This is a genomic window from Pseudomonas sp. GW821-FHT03E01 (assembly GCF_059420765.1).
On the sequence record NZ_JBWKUI010000002.1, the window covers coordinates 409,314 to 427,711 of the forward strand.

The window sequence follows — 18,398 nt, forward strand, 5'->3', positions numbered from 1 at the left end:
GCATGAGCGACTCCCTTGATCTCAGCCTGGACGGTGTAGAACGCCGGTCACTGGCTGACTTCACCGAAAATGCCTACCTCAACTACTCCATGTACGTGATCATGGACCGTGCCTTGCCGCATATCGGCGACGGCCTGAAACCGGTACAGCGACGCATCGTCTATGCGATGAGCGAGTTGGGGCTGGACGCCGATTCCAAGCACAAGAAGTCGGCGCGTACCGTCGGTGACGTGCTCGGTAAATTCCACCCCCACGGCGACTCGGCGTGCTACGAAGCCATGGTGCTGATGGCCCAGCCGTTCAGCTACCGCTACACGCTGGTCGACGGCCAGGGTAACTGGGGTGCGCCGGATGATCCCAAGTCCTTCGCGGCCATGCGTTACACCGAAGCGCGGCTGTCGCGTTATTCCGAAGTGCTGCTCAGCGAACTGGGCCAGGGCACGGCGGACTGGGGCCCGAACTTCGACGGCACCCTGGAAGAACCTCTGGTGTTGCCGGCCCGTTTGCCGAACATCCTGCTCAACGGCACCACCGGTATCGCCGTGGGCATGGCCACCGACGTCCCGCCGCATAACCTGCGCGAAGTCGCGACCGCTTGCGTGCGCTTGCTGGATGAACCGAAAGCCACGGTCGAGCAGCTCTGCGAACACATTCAGGGGCCGGATTATCCGACCGAAGCGGAAATCATCACGCCGCGCGCCGACCTGCTGAAAATCTACGAAACCGGTCGCGGTTCGGTGCGCATGCGCGCTGTTTACCACGTCGAAGACGGCGACATCGTCGTGACGGCGCTGCCGCACCAGGTCTCTGGTGCCAAAGTGCTCGAGCAGATTGCCGCGATGATGCAGGCCAAACCGTCGAAAGCCCCGCAGATCGCGGACTTGCGCGACGAGTCGGACCACGAGAACCCTTGTCGCATCGTGATTATTCCGGTCAACAGCCGGGTCGATCACGAAGCGCTGATGCAGCACCTGTTCGCGACCACCGAGCTGGAATCCAGCTACCGGGTCAACATCAATATCATTGGCCTCGACGGCAAGCCGCAGCTCAAGAACCTGCGTGCATTGCTGGTGGAATGGCTGGAATTCCGCGTGCGGACCGTGCGTCGACGCCTGCAATTCCGTCTGGACAAGGTCGAGCGTCGCCTGCACCTGTTGGACGGCTTGCTGATTGCCTACCTCAACCTGGATGAAGTGATCCACATCATCCGTACCGAGGAGCATCCGAAGGCCAGTCTGATCGAGCGTTTCGCCCTGAGCGAGATCCAGGCCGATTACATTCTCGACACCCGTTTGCGTCAGTTGGCGCGACTGGAAGAAATGAAGCTGCGTGCCGAGCAGGACGAACTGCTCAAGGAGCAGGCCAAGCTGCAAGCCCTGCTGGGCAGCGAAGCCAAGCTGAAGAAACTGGTACGCAGCGAGCTGATCAAAGACGCCGAAACCTATGGCGACGACCGTCGTTCGCCAATCGTCGAGCGCGCCGAAGCCAAAGCGATGACCGAGCACGATCTGCTGCCGAACGAGAAAGTGACGGTCGTGTTGTCGGAAAAAGGCTGGGTTCGCTCCGCCAAAGGTCACGACATCGATGCTACCGGGCTGTCCTACAAGGCCGGGGATGGCTTCAAGACCTCGGCGGCCGGGCGTTCCAACCAGTTTGCGGTGTTTATCGACTCCACCGGCCGCAGTTATTCGGTTGCAACCCACACACTGCCGTCGGCCCGTGGCCAGGGTGAACCGCTGACCGGTCGTCTGACGCCGCCACCAGGGGCGAGCTTCGAATGCGTGCTGATGCCTGAAGACGATGCGCTGTACGTGATCGCATCCGACGCCGGTTACGGTTTCGTGGTCAAGGGCGAAGACCTGCAAGCCAAGAACAAGGCGGGCAAGGCCCTGTTGAGCCTGCCGAACAACGCCAAGGTCATCCTGCCGCGTCCGGTGGCCGACCGTGAACACAACTGGCTGGCCTCGGTGACCACCGAGGGTCGCCTGCTGATCTTCAAAATCAGCGATCTGCCACAATTAGGTAAAGGTAAAGGGAATAAGATCATCGGGATTCCCGGTGAGCGTGTTGCCAGTCGCGAAGAATATGTCACGGACATCGCTGTTTTGCCGGAGGGCGCCACTTTGGTGCTGCAGGCCGGCAAACGTACCTTGTCACTGAAGGCGGACGACCTTGAACACTATAAAGGTGAGCGTGGGCGTCGCGGTAACAAACTGCCACGGGGCTTCCAGAGGGTGGATGCGCTGTTCGTCGAAAACCTCAATTAAGCGTCCTAGAGCGCTCGATCTACGATTTGACGCGTAGATCGACGCTTTGGCGCTGGAGTCGGAACGCATATTCACGGATGATATGGCCTTTCAAGCGCCGGCGTAGCCGAGTGTTCTTCATATTTTTTGAGTATTTTCACTGTGGTGAGCCTTGTGGCAGCCACCTGGATGGGACGATGACTGCTCTGCGCCTTCCTTTTATTTTGATGCTCGCTGGCGTTCTTGGCCTGGCGGGTTGCAGCGTGCACCAGCCGGTGTCGCTGTATCAGCTGGACAGCGGAAGTCCGGCTCAGCCTGCGCAAAGCGCGGGCATGGCGGTATTGTTGGGCCCGGTAACGGTTGCTGATTACCTGCAACGCGAAACCTTGTTGCAGCGTCAGCCGGATGGCAGCCTTCAAGCATCGGCCGACGGTCGTTGGGCGGGCAGCCTGTCGTCGGACATCGATCAGCTGTTGCTGCGTCAGGTCGCTGGTCATCTGGACAGCCAACGCGTTGTCCTGGCACCTGCGACAGTGGGCTTCACGCCGGATGTTCAGGTTCTGCTGACCATCACCCGTCTGGACTCGGGTGTGTCGCAACCGGCGATCCTGGACGCGCAATGGCGCCTGATCGATCGTCGTGGTCAGGTGCGTGATAACCGTATCGTTCATCTGCAGGAGCAGCACTCCGGCGGCACGGCGTCCCAGGTTCAGGCCCAGGGTGTGTTGCTGCAGCGTCTGGCCGAGCAACTGTCCACAGCGCTCAAGCCACTGGCCAACCAGCCACCGATCGCTGAAGCGCCGCGCAAACCGGCTGCCAAACCGGCAGCACCGGCAGCAGAGCCCGAGAAACAGCCAAAGATCCCGATGGCCTCGCCGATTCGTACGGATATGGAAGTGTTCAGGTTCTGAGCCTGGATTGAGTCCAGAACAAAGCCCGCCTTGTGCGGGCTTTGTTGTTTTTGCGGGTTGGTTGTAGCAGCTGCGGAGCCTGCGAGGCTGCGTTCGAGGAAGAAGTCCTCGCAGACCTTGTTGGTGCGTTTTGCCTGACCGTGCCCATCGCCTGATTTTACGACTGCTGTGCAGCCGAACGCAGCCTCGCAGGCTCGGCAGCTGCTACAAGAGTTAAGGGACAACAAAAAGCCCGCAGACGATCACTCATCTGCGGGCTTCTCTATAGCGGGCACAAGGTTACGGGTTATGCCCGGCGTTCGTGCATCCGCGCCAGTTGCCGCTCCAGCATCGATGGATAAGGCTCCATCAGGCGTTCTACGCAGCACGCCCCCTCAGGGCTTGCAATCGGGCGGATCCGCGCACGCTGGCGAATCAGCGCGTCATCGCTGATCTTGCGCTCCACCAGCAGCAGGTTGCGGCTGTGTTGCGACAGGGCCAGCGCATCCTGAGCGGTTTCGGTCAGCAGCAGGTCGATCTGGCTCAAGCTGAACAGTTCGTCGCCCAGTGTCAGGCCCAACTGCAATTGCAGGGTGATGCCGCTGTCGGCGACTTCGATCTGCAATTGATGGCCCAGGGCGCGCAGCAGCTCACCGCAGCAGATGGCGTTGGTCAGGTAGTCATCGCCGCTGTCTTCGGTGTGGAACAGCATCAGTGTGCTGCCATCGTTCAGGGTGTGCAGTTCGCTCTGGTAGAGCGACGCCGCCTGATCGAGGCAATCGCGGTAGCGTTTGAGCAGCTCTTCCAGACGTGCGCGGGGCAGGCGACGCAGTTGATCCTGCGCGCCCAGTTGTACCGCCAGTACCGCGCTGTGTTGAGGTACGTTCGATACCTGCGGCTTTGCGATGGATTTCGGCGCATTGTCTGTCGAGTCGTCACGCAGATCGGCAAACGGGTCTTCGTCATCCTCGTCGTCTTCGACCGTGCTGACAATGCGCCGCGGAGCAGGCTTGAGACCTGCCACCGGTCGGCTTTCATCGAAGCTAGGATCACGCAGGTTGCGTACTTCGAAGGCCGGATCGGTCTCTTCGTCGTCATCGCTGTCGTTGAACTCGGGCTCTGGAACGGGCTCGGGTTCGGCCGGCTCCGGCGCGAAATTGGCGTGCAGCTGACGAGCCAGATCGCCGACTTCATCCTGACGCTCGGTGGCCGGGGTGTATTCGTCGATATTGCGCAGCCACACGCGCAATTGCAGCAGCGGCGTGGAGATATTGCGGCCCAGGCGCAGGCTCAAGGCCAGGGACAGCGCCAGCAGAATCGCGCTCAGAATGCCCATGCTTTGCAGGCTGATGGTCATCGGCTGCTGGAACTGATCCATGTCCAGGCTGATGCGCAGTTGCCCGGCGGTCACGTCCTGGAAGGTGATCTTGCTCTGGTACATGCCTTCGGCTTCGCCCAGCAGGCCGTGCTTGGGACGCTGACCGGCTTCGGCGAGGATGCGGTTATCCACGCTGTAGATGGCAGCGTGGGCCACCAGCTTGTTCTTGGTCAGGTTGTTGAGCAGCACATTCAGGCTGAGGATGTCGTTGGACACCAACAGCTCCGTGGCCGACGTAGCCGTCTGGGTAGTCAGGCTTTCGCCCAGGGCATCCGCCTGCTCGTGCATGGCCTGCTTGAACTGCAAACCCATCACGCAGGCATAGATCACCAGGGCCAGAGCGACCAGGATCACGTTATGGCTGGCAATGCGTAATGCGATCGGTACACGGCGATGACGCAGTGCCCGGAAGATCAGCAGAAAGAAGTTATCGGTTTTTACTGGCGTGGGCCGGTTCACTTGAGCTCGGCTCTTTGTCCGTGAAGTTGACGCGCAGTATAGCGACAGGCCCTAGGCCGTCAAAGCGCTCGCGGTGCCCGATGGTCACTGAAAATGGGTAGAATGCGGTTTTTTTCCACCTGCGGGGGTGCGCCTTGCGCGAAATCGTCCTGATAAACATCACGGGAGTCGACCGTCCGGGTCTGACTGCGGCCATAACCGGCGTTCTGGCCCAGGGTGGTGTGAACATTCTCGACATCGGTCAGGCGGTGATCCACGACACCCTGTCGTTCGGCATCCTGGTTGAAATTCCTGACACCGAGCAAGGCAACTCGGTGCTCAAAGACATCCTGTTCAAAGGCTATGAGCTTGAGCAACAAGTGCGTTTCACGCCGGTGTCCGAAGAGGATTACCAGCAGTGGGTCGGCAACCAGGGCAAGAAACGCCACATCGTCACCCTGTTGACCCGCAAAGTGACCGCCGAGCAATTGCAGCGTGTGAGTTCGATCACCGCCAAATACGGTCTGAACATCGACCATATCGACCGTCTGTCCGGGCGCATGCCGCTGGACACCCCGGCCGACAAGGGCAAGGGTTGCATCGAGTTTTCCGTGCGTGGCGAAGCGGCTGACCCGCAAGCGCTGCGGGCTGAATTCCTCAGCGTTGCGCAAGAGCTGAACGTCGACATCGCCTTCCAGGAAGATTCGCTGTTCCGCCGTAACCGTCGTCTGGCGGTGTTCGACATGGACTCGACGCTGATTGAAGCCGAGGTCATCGACGAACTGGCCAAGGCCGCCGGCGTTGGCAACCAGGTGTCCGCGATTACTGAGCGGGCGATGGCCGGCGAGCTGGACTTCCGCGCCAGCTTCAAGGAGCGCCTGGCCTTGCTGCAAGGGCTGGACGTCAGCGTGCTGGACGCCATCGGTGCTTCCCTGCGCCTGACCGAGGGCGCCGAAACCCTGTTCGCCGAACTCAAGCGCCTGGGCTACAAGACCGCGATTCTGTCGGGCGGCTTCACCTACTTCGCCAAGCAACTGCAGGCCAAGCTGGGCATCGACTATGTGTTCGCCAACGAACTGGAAGTGGTCGACGGCAAGGTCACCGGCGTGGCGGTCGAGCCGATTGTCGATGCGCAACGCAAGGCGGATTTGCTGCGTGAGCTGGCGCATAAAGAAGGTTTGCGTCTGGAGCAGACGATTGCCGTCGGTGACGGTGCCAACGACCTGCCGATGCTGGCAATTGCCGGGCTGGGCGTAGCGTTCCGCGCCAAACCATTGGTCAAGCAATCGGCGAAGCAGGCGATTTCCACCCTTGGGCTGGATGGCGTGCTGTATCTGCTGGGCTTCCGGGATCGCGACGGGCAGCTCTGAGTTTTCGACCGTCCGGGCGCCCCCATCGCGATCTTGCTCGCGATGGGGGCGCCTCGGTCTCTGGGCCCCGCCGTTATAGCGACTTCCACAACGAATCAAACTCTTGCGCTACCCCGATCACGCCGCCTTCCGCGGCGTTTTCGTTTCTGGCTACCTCCAGGGAGCGGTAGGCAAACTGATTGAAGCTGTTGGTGCTCGTCATCCGTCGCTCCAGCTCGGCCGGGCGTTCCTGGCCATTGGTGTTGATCAGCACCTTATTCCCTTCCTGGAACGGCAGGCGCGGGGTGAGCAGGGTGGCCGGCAGGTCGATGGCGCTGATGGCGGGCAGTAACAGCCCGCGCAAGTACTGGCTGTGTTCGTCGTCGGAGCGAATCAGTTGCAGGCCGCAGGGCTCGGCGTAAGGCGCAACCTGCTCGATACCCATCTGCGTGCCACCGCCCCGTACCTGGCGGATCCAGCGCACCACGGCAACGCTCCAGCCTTGACCGGCCGTATCCTCGATACCGACCATTTCGCCAGCCTGCAGTTCGGCAGGCACTGCGCCGGGCCAGGCCAGGCAATAACCGCCAGGGCTGTGATTGATCACCGGTAGCGCGTAGGTCGGGAAATGCTGTTGGCCGGACGCCTCGTGGTTGTCATGTTTCTGAAGGTGTGGATATTCGATCTCTTCGTAGGGCAGCAGCGTGTCTGCCGTGCCATGGGGGGCGGCGTCGAAGGCCTGTTTCCATTGGTCCTTGGCGCGTCCTGTCGGCTCGGTTGCCGAGAACTGCGCGGGACGGGCGCCGGGTTTTTTCAGGATGTCGTTGAACGGGCGTTTGCCACCGAGATAAAAGTGCAGGGCGCTCATGCCCACGCACAGGGTCAACGTGCCGTGGCCGACGGTGCGCTGGAAGCCGCGCTCGGAGGCCTGCCCCCAGGCGGCATGCAGGTGTTGCAGCGTATCCAGATTGAGGCCCATCGGAACCGGCAGCGGCGATGCCTTGTCGGCCGATTGTTGCAGATGGGTTTCGATGGCGGCGACCAGGGGCTGCGGGTCGATCCCCAACAAGCGCTCCTGGTGTTCGGCCGGGAACTTGACGCGATAACGCGGGCCGCTGTCGAGATCCGGGACGATGGCAAACAGCCCGTTGTCCGGTTTAAAGGGTTGCAGCTTGATCCATTGGCTCCAGGGTTCCAGCACCTCGGCGAGCCGGGCGATCTGGTTCTGGCGCAGTTGATTGCAGCGTGAAGCACCCAGCAGGAGGGCGACAACGTAGGTCTGCTCGATACTCAGGCTTTGCGTCTGGCTGGCCAGTTCATCGCGCACGCTCTGACGTTGCAGCTGATGTTCGCAGCCGATCCGGTACAGCTGATGCAGTTCCAGCCACAGCCCTTCGGGCGCCGGGCAATAGAGCTCAGTTGCGCGGATCAAAGTACCGTTCAAGCAATGGACGGCACGTTGCAATGACTGGGTCAGCAGCGGCGCACGGTCTTTACTGAAGCGCGGTGCGATGCGGACGACGATCTGCTTGTAGCCGATCGCCAAGTGGCTCTGCAGCGCCTGGCAAAGGTTGGCGATTTTGCGCGAACGCTCGTCGAGCACAATGGCCTGATGCAGGAAATGCCGCTCCAGGTGCTTGCAGACGTAATACACCTCGGGCCGCAGCAATTCGAGCAATTGCAGGCGATTGTCGCTGGGTGTGAGCAACTGGTTGAGTTCGCTCAGGCCTTGATACAACTGGCGAGCGGTTTCACCGATGTTGGCTTTGGGCAGGTTGGCGATCCAGCGCTTGAGGTCGCGTGGCGTGGCTTCGCAGAAAGACAGGCGCGACTGCGTCGGGATCGGTGCGCGTAGCAGCAGGGCAGGATTGGTCTCATTCATGCCGTGGACAAACTCCGACCGTGAAATGGGCAACGAATGACTTTGACTGTAGCAGCTATGAACGCTGGAGGAGGGGGCGCAGCGGGAGGAAATGCCCGATCCCACGAAAGGCGTTCGTGGGATCGGATCGAGGGATCAGGAGGTTGGCAGGCCGATGCCCTGGCCCATCTGCACTGGCGAAAGGGCGCCCAGCCCTTCAGTCCATTTCACTTGATCCGGCCCGAACAGCACGACCGCCGTAGAACCGAGCTTGAAACGACCCAGTTCCGCACCTTTTTCCAAGTGAATCGGCGCACGGGCCGCTTCGTCGTAGCGGAAGGTTTTCAGCTCGCGTTTTGGCGGTGTGACCAAGCCAGCCCAAACGGTTTCGATCGACGCCACAATCATCGCGCCCACCAGTACCACGGCCATCGGGCCGCGTTCAGTGTCGAAAATGCACGCTACACGCTCGTTGCGGGCGAACAGTTCCGGAACGTTTTCAGCGGTGGTCTGGTTGACCGAGAAGATGCGGCCGGGGATGTAGACCATTTCGCGCAGAGTGCCGGCCAGCGGCATGTGCACACGGTGATAGTCTTTCGGCGACAGGTAAATGGTGGCGAAATCGCCGCCCATGAAGGGCGCTGCGTTGGCTGCGTCGCCACCCAGCAGTTCCAGCACGCTGAAGCTGTGGCCCTTGGCCTGGAAAACGCGACCGTGTTCGATCGGGCCGAGCTGGCTGACGGCACCGTCAGCCGGGCTGAGGATCGCGCCCGGGGTTTGATCCAGCGGGCGAGCGCCGTCTTTCAAGGCGCGGGTGAAGAACGCATTGAAGTGCTCGTAAGCGGTCAGGTCTTCGACCAGCGCCTGGGACATGTCCACTTGATAACGCTTGGCGAACCAGGCGGTAAAGGCGTTCTTGAACCAGCGCACACGGCATTCGGCAATGCAGCCGGCCAGTCGCGAGAGCAAGTGATGGGGCAGCAGGTATTGGCTGAGGATAAACAAACGCTGATTCATTAACTGTCCTTGAAAAACTTAAATCTCTACGGGCGTGTCAGGGTGGTTGCCCCATTCGCCCCAGGAGCCGGCGTAGCCTTTGACCCGCGGATAACCGAGCGCCTTGGCCACCAGATAGGTGAAGCCAGAACGATGGTGTGTCTGGCAGTGGGTAATGACTTCTTTGTCTTTGGTAATGCCGAGTTGTTCCAGGATTTTCGGCATGTCGGTGCGGATGCGCAGGTTGCGCGCCTGATCCATGCCAGCGGTCCACTCGAAATTGACCGCGCCGGGAATGTGCCCGCCCTTGGCCGCCAGCACTTTCTCGCCGGAGTATTCCAGCGGGCCGCGTGCGTCCCAGATCGCCAGGTCAGCGGCGCCGAGGCGGCTTTGCAGGTATTCGCGGGTGGCGACAGGTTCGTCGTGCAGGGTCAGGGCGACCGGGCCGCCGACTGCCGGCGGGATCTGGATCGACATGGGCAAGCCTTCCGCCAGCCAGGCCGGCAGGCCGCCGTCGACATAGTGATATTTGCTGTGGCCGATGACATCCAGCAGCCAGATAAAGCGCCCGGCCCAACCGCCGCCTTCGTCGTCATAGACGACATAGACTGCATCGGGGTTGTGCCCCAGTTCGCCGAACAATGCTTCAAGCGCGGCGTGGGTCGGCAACAGGCCAGGCGCAGGTGCCTGCCCCAGCTGAGTGCGTTTTGGATCGACAAAGCGTGCACCGGGGATATGCCCTTCGGCATAGCGGGCGCTGCTGGTCAGGTCCACCAGAATCAGTTCGCGGGAGTCGAGACGCGGGAGCAGGTCGCTCGGTTCGATCACCAGCGCCAAGCCAGAGAAGTCAGACATGTGAGGTCTCCAGAGCACAAAGGGGAGGATTGTAGCGCAGCGTCATGAGGGCCTGTTATCAGTTATTTTGGGGCAGGAAATAACTGATAACAGGCCCTAGCGGTGGCTAAAGCTGTGCAGGGCCTTTTCGATGCATTGAGAGGTTTTGCCGAACGCTTGCACGGTGATTTCCGAGAACGGTCCGCCGCCCTGATCCGCTACCACGATCATGATCACCCGGCCGTTGTTGACCAGTGAGCGCAGCAGCAGGTGTTCGCCGCTGAACTGTGAGCGCAGGCTGGCTGGCAGCAGGGCCGAGAATTGTGCGTTGTTGGCCGGCGTCAGGCGCACCTGGGCCTGTTGCGCGAGCAGGCGTTGCAGCACGGTGCTCTGACTGACCACCAGGTTCAGGCCGGCCACTTCCTTGGGCAGCCCGGCGGTCTGGTGCACACGCAAATTGGCGTGCGTGCGATCGGCCATCAGAATCATCACCCGGCGCATGCCACACGCCACCAGGGCGTCCCGGGCCGATGTGGTCAAGTGCATGGCATTGGTAAAGCGGCTCGGCTCCACCAGCAATTCGGCGCATTGCTTGCGCCACTTCGCCAGGTCTTCGGTGGTCGGTGCCGGTGCGGGCAACAAACCGGCATGCACGCGGTGCGCACCCGGTGGCCAGATCAGCGATTCGGCCGCGTGCCAGAGGTCCGGCATAGCGTGTTGACGAGCGCTGTTGGCGGCCTGCTGGTGCAATTGTTGTTGCACCTCATCCATCGGCATTTGCAGGTAAAGACTGGTCAGGTACTGCCAGCGCTCGCAGTGGGGGCTGTCCCAGGCCTGTTGTGCCGCCAACGCCAGACCGTTGGCCAGCAGCACGGTATTGGCAGGCTGATTGAGCCAGCGGCGTAACGTCGGGTCGTCATCAAGGCGGTTCTGTTGGCGCAATGGGTGGTCGCTGTCGCGCGCGATGCGCAGGACTTTCACCAGCTCACGTTGTTCGCTGCGCAGCAGCCGATAACCTTGCTGTACCCAGATCGGCAGGCGCCAGACGTCCACCAGTGCCAGACAGATGTCCAGCAGGCGCACGCCGAACAATTGCTTTTCGACTTTGCGTGCCGACTCGCCTTTATGGATAACCCGCAGCTCCCATTCTTCAAGCAACTGCGGGTGGGTCAGCGCCATGGGCCAGAGTGGCGAAAGAAACAGCAGGCTGCCCCAGTGGATGTCCTGCCACAGTCGCGCCAGGCGACTGGCGAAAAAGCCGTTGGCCTGTTGAGTGGCGTGCTGGCTGATCAGTTGAAGCTGGCGCAGGGCGACGGGGATTTGCAATTGGGGTTCGGCGGGCAGGCGGTCGAGCAGTTCTTCGGTGCGTTTCAAACCGAGGCGATTGATCGCCACCTCAAGGTTTTCAGCAGGCTCGGTCATGCTGCCATGGGTGTGACGGTTGGCTTCGCGAATCACGCTCAAGGCCAGGGCCGGGCTTTCCTGCATCAGTTCGGCGATGTCGCGCAGGGAACTGCGGTTATCGCGGATGGCTTTGCAGACCCGGTCGTGGCTGGCTTGCGGAACCGGCAGGCGCACGCCATCGAGAAGCTTGACCCAGCCTTCAAGCGTGGTTGGTTTTGGCGTTGGGACGTTCGTTTCGTTAGCCATGTCTGGACGCGATCATCGTCTGCTTTACCTATGCCCTGAACGGGTCAAATTAGCTTTTCGCCTTAACTGGCTATAGTCTGGCGCAGTTTTGCCGATAAGTAGAAGAAGAGATTTTTTAACTTCCGAATATGACCTTGAACCCGACTCAGTAAGTGCTCTCCTACCTATGGCTAAAATTATCGGCATCATCGTCGTATTCGCGAGCGTGCTCGGCGGATACGTGCTTTCCCACGGCAAGATTGCCGCTCTCATCCAGCCTTTCGAGGTGATGATTATCGGTGGCGCGGCCCTTGGCGCCTTCCTGCAGGCCAACCCCGGCCACATGACAATGCACGTGCTCAAGAAGTCCTTGGGCATGTTCAGCTCGCGTTTCAACCACACCTTCTACCTGGAAGTGCTGGGGCTGATTTACGAGATCCTCAACAAGAGCCGTCGCGAAGGCATGATGGCGATCGAAGGCGACATCGAAGATGCCGCCGCGAGCCCGATCTTCGCCAAGTACCCGGCGGTGCTCAAAGACGAACGCATGACCGCGTTCATCTGCGATTACCTGCGCATCATGTCCTCCGGCAACATGGCCCCCCATGAGCTGGAAGGCCTGTTCGACATGGAACTCTACAGCCTCAAGGAAGACCTCGAGCACCCGTCCCACGCGGTGAACGGCATCGCCGACGCCATGCCCGGTTTCGGTATCGTCGCGGCGGTATTGGGGATCGTGGTGACCATGGCATCCCTGGGCGAAGGCGACCAGAAGTCCATCGGTCTGCACGTGGGTGCGGCACTGGTCGGTACCTTCTTCGGTATTCTCGCGGCCTACGGTTTCTTTGGTCCGCTGGCCCACTCCCTGGCTCACGATGCCAAGGAAGAACTGAACACCTACGAAGCCATCAAGGCTTCGCTGGTGGCTTCGGCTTCCGGGATGCCGCCGTCGCTGGCGGTGGAGTTCGGTCGCAAGGTTCTGTACCCGGCGCACCGTCCTAGCTTCGCTGAGCTGGAACAAGCGGTTCGCGGTCGTTAAGTCATGGAAAATAACCAGCCGATAATCATCAAGCGCGTCAAGCGCATCGCCGGAGGGCATCACGGGGGCGCCTGGAAAATCGCCTTCGCGGACTTCGCGACGGCGATGATGGCGTTCTTCCTGGTGTTGTGGCTGCTGTCCACCGCGACGCCTGAACAGAAGATCGCCATCGCCGGTTACTTCAAGGACCCGGTCGGGTTTTCCGAAAGCGGTACACCGTACATCATCGACCTGGGCGGCACGCCGACCCTGGCGCCGGAGAACACCCTCAACCCGGAGGTGAAATCTCAGCCGCAGCCAGACAAGGTGACCATCGACGCCGAGCAGGTTGAAGGCATGGCCGAGCAGGTCGAGAAGGAACGCCTGGAGTTGTTGCTGCAAGAGTTGCAGAACAAGGTCAATGAAAACCCGCAATTGCAGAAATTCAAGGACCAGATCCTCTTCGAGATCACCCAGGATGGTTTGCGCATCCAGATCATGGACGCCGAAAACCGCCCGATGTTCGACTCCGGCAGTGCGCGTCTGAAGCCGTACTTCGAAGACATTCTGCTGGCCATGGCCGATACCATCAAAGCGGTGCCGAACAAGATCAGCATCAGCGGCCACACCGATGCCAAGCCGTACTCGGGCACCGGCGATTTCGGTAACTGGGAACTCTCGGCCAATCGCGCCAACGCGGCTCGTCGTGCATTGGTCGCCGGCAGTTATCCGGATGCCCAGGTCGCGCGAGTCGTCGGTTATGCCTCGTCGGCGCTGTTCGACAGGGAGAACCCGTTCAATCCGGTCAACCGCCGGATCGACATCGTGGTGCTGACCAAGAAAGCCCAGCGCGCCATCGAAGGTGAACAAGGTGCCGAACCGGCGCCAGCGCCGACGCAAGGGCAGGGTGGCCCGGGCGAAGTGCATGCGCCGCCAGCCGATCCGAACGCATTGCCGGCGGATAAGGAACCGCTGCCGGCACACGAACTTCGTGAGCGTTTGAATCTGTTTGATAATCCGGCGCCGAAGCCGGGCGAACCGCCCAAACCCGCTGTACCGCCCAAGCAATAACCTGCAGAAAAGCCACCATGAGTGGCTTTTCTGTTTCTGGCTGCGTCACTGCAGCGTCGCACTGACTCGACTCACTGCAAGTTTGTTTTCGGAATCATGGAAGATCAGTAATGGAAAGACTCAAGTCCTATTTTCAGCAGCATGGCAATGCACCCTTCAAGTTTGGTGAAGGGCGGGTCAGTGGCTACATCTCAGCCACGCTCGGGCTATTGAGCCTGCTGGCGGTATTGTGCTTTCTCTTTCCCGAATGGCTGACCACCGCCGAACTGCGCAAGGTGTACGACGAACAGTTTGCGCGCACCACGCTATTGCTTGGGCTGGTACTGTCTTTCAGCCTGGGCACCCTGAATATCCTGCTCAACAAGCGAAAGCGCTTGGGGATTACCGGACTTGTCGCCTCGGGGCTGGCGGTGTTTCTCGGCGGCACCAATGTGCAGATCAGCTCGATTGGGCAGACACCGTACTCGCTGGGGCTGGACTGGTTCGTCCTGGCTCTGCTGGTGTCGGCCATCGTCTTTATCCCCCTGGAAAAACTCTATTCCAAGGACCCTGAGCAAAACATTCTGCGTCCGCACTGGCGAACTGACCTGACCTACTTTTTTGTCAGTCATATGCTGGTGCAGTTCATCCTGATTTTCATCACTGCCTCGTCGAGCTTTATGGCTGGCTGGGCCGTGTCGGCGGATTTGCAGGCCAGCGTACAAAGCCTGCCGATCGTTGTGCAGTTCTTGCTGGCGGTACTGGTGGCTGACCTCGGTCAGTACTGGCTGCATCGGCTGTATCACGTCGTGCCATGGTTATGGCGCATGCATGCCGTACATCACTCAAGCACGCACATGGATTGGCTCGCCGGTTCGCGTGTCCACTTCATCGAGATTCTGCTCACCCGTACCGGCGTGCTGGTGCCTTTGATGCTGCTGGGTTTTGCGCCCCAGGCGTTGAACGCCTACGTGATTCTGGTCGGGGTGCAGGCAGTGCTGGCCCACGCCAATGTACGGATCAACGGCGGCTGGCTGAATTATGTGCTGGTCCTGCCGCGCTATCACCATTGGCATCATGCCCGGCACAAGGATTACATCTACAAGAACTATGCGATCCATACGCCGCTGGTGGATATGCTGTTTGGCACCTTCAAGTTGCCACCCAAGGAGTGGCCGACGCGCTACGGGGTTTTTGGCAAGGACTTGCCGGGCGGTATCCTGCGCCAGCACTTGTACCCGTTCCAGAAGCCTGGCCTGAAGAGCGTCGAGCCGAAACCGCCGGCAGCGGTTTCCTGAGGCCAAAAAAAGCCGCGATGAACGCGGCTTTTTTGCACCTCTCAGAAACCCCGTCGGATGCGACTCTTGAGCTGGTCGTGGAACAGTTCCGCATTGCGTCTGTAGCTGCCGCAAAGGGATTCGCTGATTGAATCCAGTGTCATTGAACGCTTGGTCGCCACTTCTTCACGGTAGGCCTCAATGAAAAAATCCAGGTCCTTGTCAGTGCTGAGCTTCGGCCATTTATCGAAGTACAGCGGCAGTTCCGCCGGTTCGGTCTGGAATGAGCAAATCCGCCGGTTGCTGATTGTCGCTTCGCCGATTTCGAACGGTACCCACCATGGCGGCACGGTCTTGCCCGAGACAACGGCTATCAGATGCGTGCTCGCGCTGATGTAGCGGGTGATGACCCCGGTGATGTCGTCAGTGGTCTGGGATTCCGGATCCAGCACGTCGAAGTAGGTCTTGATGTTGGCCTGTATCAGACGGCTGCTGATGGCGATCGCGTAGGGGCGATCCGCGTGACGATAGCTGATGAATACAGGCATCAGAAGTGTCCCTTGAGGGCGAGTTCGCGGTAATGGGCGCCTGAACGGTTCCACGAGTGAACGATGAACAAGTGATAGGTTGGCATGGCTGTCCCTCAGTATCGCTAATATGCGAAGAGGGCTTGAATGTATGCAGTTGAAGGGCTGGAACAAGGCCTTTACGGTTAAAGAGAAGTACCCTTCAAACAGGCGTGCGGATGCCCTACAGAAATATCTGATGTTTAAGTCGATGGGTGGTTTTTGTAGGCTGCTGCGAGCAGCCAGCCGTCCCATTGATGTCGGGGCGGCTGGCGCGTCTGTTTAATAGCTGTTTTCAGGCAAGCTGGCGATGATCGACCGGTAGCTGTTCATCCGTTGCTGCTGCACGCGGCCATCTTCCAGGGCCTTGAGCAGGGCGCAGCCCGGTTCGCGGTCGTGTTTGCAGTCGCGGAAGCGGCAGGTGCCGAGCAGGTCGTTGAACTCGATGAAGCCGGCTTCGACGTCGGCACGGCTGACGTGACCCAGGCCGAACTCGCGGATACCCGGAGAGTCGATCAGCTCACCGCCACCGGGGAAGTGGAACAACCGCGCGGTGGTGGTGGTGTGGGTGCCCTGGCCCGACAGCTCGGACAGCGGGCCGACGCGGGTTTCGACTTCCGGCAACAGGCTGTTGACCAAAGATGATTTGCCGACACCGGACTGGCCGACGAACACACTGATGTGCCCGTCCAACAGTTTTTGAAGTTGTTCCATGCCGTTGCCGTGGTGCGCCGACACTTCCAGCACCGGGTAGCCCAGCGTGCGGTAAACCGCCAGCAAGGCATTCAGCGCCGGGGCGTTCTGCTCGTCGATCAGGTCGAATTTGTTCAGCAGCAACAACGGGCGGATACCCGCGTGTTCCGCGGCAACCAGGTAGCGGTCGATCAGGTTGGCATGAGGCTCTGGCAGCGGTGCGAAGACGATGACGATCATGTCGACGTTGGCCGCCACCGGCTTGAGCTGTCCACGACTGTCCGGGCGGCAGAGCTCGGTTTTGCGCGGCAGTTGCGCCACGATCACGCCGATGCCCTGGTTGCCGGCACGCCATACGACCTGATCGCCGGTCACCAGCGCCGGCAGGTTGGCGCGCAAGTGGCAGCGGAATACCTGGCCGGCCAGCTCACCATCGAGGGCTTCGACTTCAACCTGTACACCGAAGTGCGCGATCACCAGGCCCGTCTGTTCCGGACCCAGGTCGCCACCCTCAAGTGCCTCGACAGCCGAGGACTCGCGTTTGGCGGCGCGGGCAGCGCGCTCGCCCTGAATCTTTTCGATGCGCCAGTTTTGACGACGATTGAGTTGGCGTTTGGCCATGGGTGTTCCGTATCGAGAATGCAGCGATTAGGTAAAACGGTCGCGAGTTTAGCACGCCCGGCCGCCTCCCTAGGCTAAACTGCGAACCTACGCCGAGGAGCCGACATATGCAGAACCCGCAGAACCTGATCTGGATCGACCTGGAAATGACCGGGCTGAACCCTGATACCGACGTCATCATTGAGATGGCCACCATCGTCACCGACAGTAATTTGAACACCTTGGCTGAAGGTCCGGTGATCGCCATTCATCACAGCGACGAGATCCTCGCCGGTATGGACGAGTGGAATACCCGTCAACACGGCGGCTCCGGACTGACCCAACGGGTTCGCGACAGCCGCATCAGCATGGCCGAAGCGGAAGCCCAGACCATCGCCTTCCTGGAGAAATGGGTGCCGAAGGGCAAGTCGCCGATCTGTGGCAACAGCATCTGCCAGGACCGTCGCTTCCTTTATACCCACATGAAGTCGTTGGAAAGCTATTTCCACTACCGCAACCTCGACGTGTCGACCCTCAAGGAGTTGGCCGCGCGTTGGGCACCGGACGTGCGCGACAGCTTCAAAAAGGGCAGCACCCACCTGGCCCTGGACGACATCCGCGAATCGATCGCCGAGCTGCAGCACTACCGCAAGAATTTCATCAAGTTCTGATTGGGTGGCAACGAGGGTTTTTGTGGCGAGGGGGCTTGTCGGAACGCCGCACCGTCCCGCTCGGCTGCGTAGCAGTCGTATAGTCAGCCGGCGTGGTCTATTTGAAGAGTTGCTCTCTCAGCAAATAGGGCCGCTCTGCGGCGCAGCGGGGCAAGCTCCCTCGACACAGGTACCCTTGCCCCCTTTTGGTGCCCTGACGATCTGAGTAGACTGCGCGCCTTCTCGTAAGGACCGCCACCATGTTGCTGATGCTCTACCTGATCGCCATTACTGCCGAAGCCATGACTGGCGCCCTTTCTGCGGGCCGTCGCGGCATGGACTGGTTTGGCGTGGTATTGATTGCATGCGTCACGGCGTTGGGCGGCGGTTCGGTGCGCGACGTGTTGCTTGGCCATTACCCGCTGACCTGGGTCAAACACCCGGAATACCTGGTGCTGACGTCGATCGCTGCGATGTTCACCGTCTTCGCTGCGCGCTGGATGCGCCATCTGCGCTCGCTGTTTCTGGTGCTCGACGCCGCGGGCCTGGTGGCGTTCACCCTGATCGGCTGCATGACCGCCCTGGAAATGGGCCACGGCATGCTGGTGGCCTCGGTCAGCGGCGTGATCACCGGGGTATTCGGTGGCATTCTGCGGGACATCTTCTGCAACGACATCCCGCTGATTTTCCGCCGCGAACTCTACGCCAGCGTCTCGTTTGCTGCGGCGTGGTGCTATTTATTCTGTATCTATCTGCAATTGCCGGGTGAACAGGCGATCCTGATCACGCTATTCGGCGGCTTCCTGCTGCGCTTGCTGGCGATCCGTTTCCACTGGGAAATGCCCAAGTTCGTTTATAACGACGAAGCCTGATTTACACGCAGTCCCTGTAGCAGCTGCCGAAGGCTGCGTTCGAGGCCGAAG

At 60.5% G+C, this 18,398-nt stretch carries 15 protein-coding genes; 8 read left to right on the top strand and 7 right to left on the bottom strand.

All coding sequences use genetic code 11. The features are described from left to right. Nucleotides 1–2 precede the first annotated feature (2 nt). Nucleotides 3–2,267, top strand: coding sequence for a DNA topoisomerase IV subunit A (gene parC / locus AC07VO_RS04795; RefSeq protein ID WP_018928521.1), 2,265 nt, complete (start codon nucleotides 3–5; stop codon nucleotides 2,265–2,267). Between the two features lie 176 nt (nucleotides 2,268–2,443). Then, nucleotides 2,444–3,157 (top strand): PqiC family protein, encoded by a 714-nt coding sequence (locus AC07VO_RS04800; protein ID WP_018928520.1) that lies wholly within the window; start codon nucleotides 2,444–2,446, stop codon nucleotides 3,155–3,157. A 286-nt stretch (nucleotides 3,158–3,443) separates the two neighbouring features. Here the strand turns inward: AC07VO_RS04800 and AC07VO_RS04805 are convergent, their stop codons facing one another. Beyond that, a complete protein-coding gene (locus AC07VO_RS04805) occupies nucleotides 3,444–4,973 on the bottom strand; it encodes an AhpA/YtjB family protein (RefSeq protein WP_064616005.1) in 1,530 nt (509 codons plus the stop codon). Between the two features lie 134 nt (nucleotides 4,974–5,107). On the opposite strand from AC07VO_RS04805, the gene serB reads away from it, so the two are divergent. Beyond that, nucleotides 5,108–6,322, top strand: a complete 1,215-nt coding sequence (serB, locus tag AC07VO_RS04810) for a phosphoserine phosphatase SerB (RefSeq protein ID WP_495007484.1) — start codon at nucleotides 5,108–5,110, stop codon at nucleotides 6,320–6,322. Between the two features lie 73 nt (nucleotides 6,323–6,395). Here the strand turns inward: serB and AC07VO_RS04815 are convergent, their stop codons facing one another. The 4 genes from AC07VO_RS04815 to AC07VO_RS04830 all read right to left on the bottom strand — a co-directional run bounded on the left by AC07VO_RS04815 (nucleotide 6,396) and on the right by AC07VO_RS04830 (nucleotide 11,642). Beyond that, nucleotides 6,396–8,183, bottom strand: coding sequence for a cyclic-di-GMP receptor FimW-related protein (locus AC07VO_RS04815; protein WP_086944087.1), 1,788 nt, complete (start codon nucleotides 8,181–8,183; stop codon nucleotides 6,396–6,398). A gap of 135 nt (nucleotides 8,184–8,318) precedes the next feature. Further along, entirely contained in the window at nucleotides 8,319–9,179 is an 861-nt protein-coding gene (asd, locus tag AC07VO_RS04820; protein ID WP_495007485.1) for an archaetidylserine decarboxylase, read from the bottom strand. A gap of 18 nt (nucleotides 9,180–9,197) precedes the next feature. Continuing rightward, nucleotides 9,198–10,013 carry a thiosulfate sulfurtransferase gene (gene rhdA / locus AC07VO_RS04825; protein WP_007939613.1) on the bottom strand — a complete coding sequence of 272 codons (816 nt, stop codon included), beginning with the start codon at nucleotides 10,011–10,013 and terminating at the stop codon, nucleotides 9,198–9,200. Nucleotides 10,014–10,109: 96 nt separating this feature from the next. Beyond that, nucleotides 10,110–11,642, bottom strand: coding sequence for an HDOD domain-containing protein (locus AC07VO_RS04830; RefSeq protein WP_086944085.1), 1,533 nt, complete (start codon nucleotides 11,640–11,642; stop codon nucleotides 10,110–10,112). A 166-nt stretch (nucleotides 11,643–11,808) separates the two neighbouring features. Here AC07VO_RS04830 and motA point away from each other — a divergent pair, with 166 nt between their 5' ends. From motA to AC07VO_RS04845, 3 genes are all read left to right on the top strand, one after another. Next, on the top strand, nucleotides 11,809–12,660 hold the full coding sequence (gene motA, locus AC07VO_RS04835; protein ID WP_018928515.1) for a flagellar motor stator protein MotA: 852 nt from the start codon (nucleotides 11,809–11,811) through the stop codon (nucleotides 12,658–12,660). A gap of 3 nt (nucleotides 12,661–12,663) precedes the next feature. Further along, nucleotides 12,664–13,710 carry a flagellar motor protein MotB gene (motB, locus tag AC07VO_RS04840; RefSeq protein ID WP_018928514.1) on the top strand — a complete coding sequence of 349 codons (1,047 nt, stop codon included), beginning with the start codon at nucleotides 12,664–12,666 and terminating at the stop codon, nucleotides 13,708–13,710. 110 nt (nucleotides 13,711–13,820) lie between these two features. Next, nucleotides 13,821–14,987: a sterol desaturase family protein gene (locus AC07VO_RS04845; protein WP_064616010.1), complete on the top strand. Its 1,167-nt coding sequence runs from the start codon at nucleotides 13,821–13,823 to the stop codon at nucleotides 14,985–14,987. 41 nt (nucleotides 14,988–15,028) lie between these two features. Here AC07VO_RS04845 and AC07VO_RS04850 read toward each other — a convergent pair whose 3' ends face one another. Next, nucleotides 15,029–15,514, bottom strand: a complete 486-nt coding sequence (locus AC07VO_RS04850; RefSeq protein ID WP_086944084.1) for a toll/interleukin-1 receptor domain-containing protein — start codon at nucleotides 15,512–15,514, stop codon at nucleotides 15,029–15,031. Between the two features lie 300 nt (nucleotides 15,515–15,814). After that, the gene (gene rsgA / locus AC07VO_RS04855; RefSeq protein WP_018928510.1) at nucleotides 15,815–16,846 is read right to left on the bottom strand and encodes a small ribosomal subunit biogenesis GTPase RsgA; all 1,032 of its coding nucleotides are present in this window, start codon (nucleotides 16,844–16,846) and stop codon (nucleotides 15,815–15,817) included. A gap of 107 nt (nucleotides 16,847–16,953) precedes the next feature. On the opposite strand from rsgA, the gene orn reads away from it, so the two are divergent. Next, on the top strand, nucleotides 16,954–17,496 hold the full coding sequence (orn, locus tag AC07VO_RS04860; RefSeq protein WP_018928509.1) for an oligoribonuclease: 543 nt from the start codon (nucleotides 16,954–16,956) through the stop codon (nucleotides 17,494–17,496). Between the two features lie 239 nt (nucleotides 17,497–17,735). Next, entirely contained in the window at nucleotides 17,736–18,347 is a 612-nt protein-coding gene (locus AC07VO_RS04865) for a trimeric intracellular cation channel family protein (protein WP_086944083.1), read from the top strand. Nucleotides 18,348–18,398: the final 51 nt, after the last annotated feature.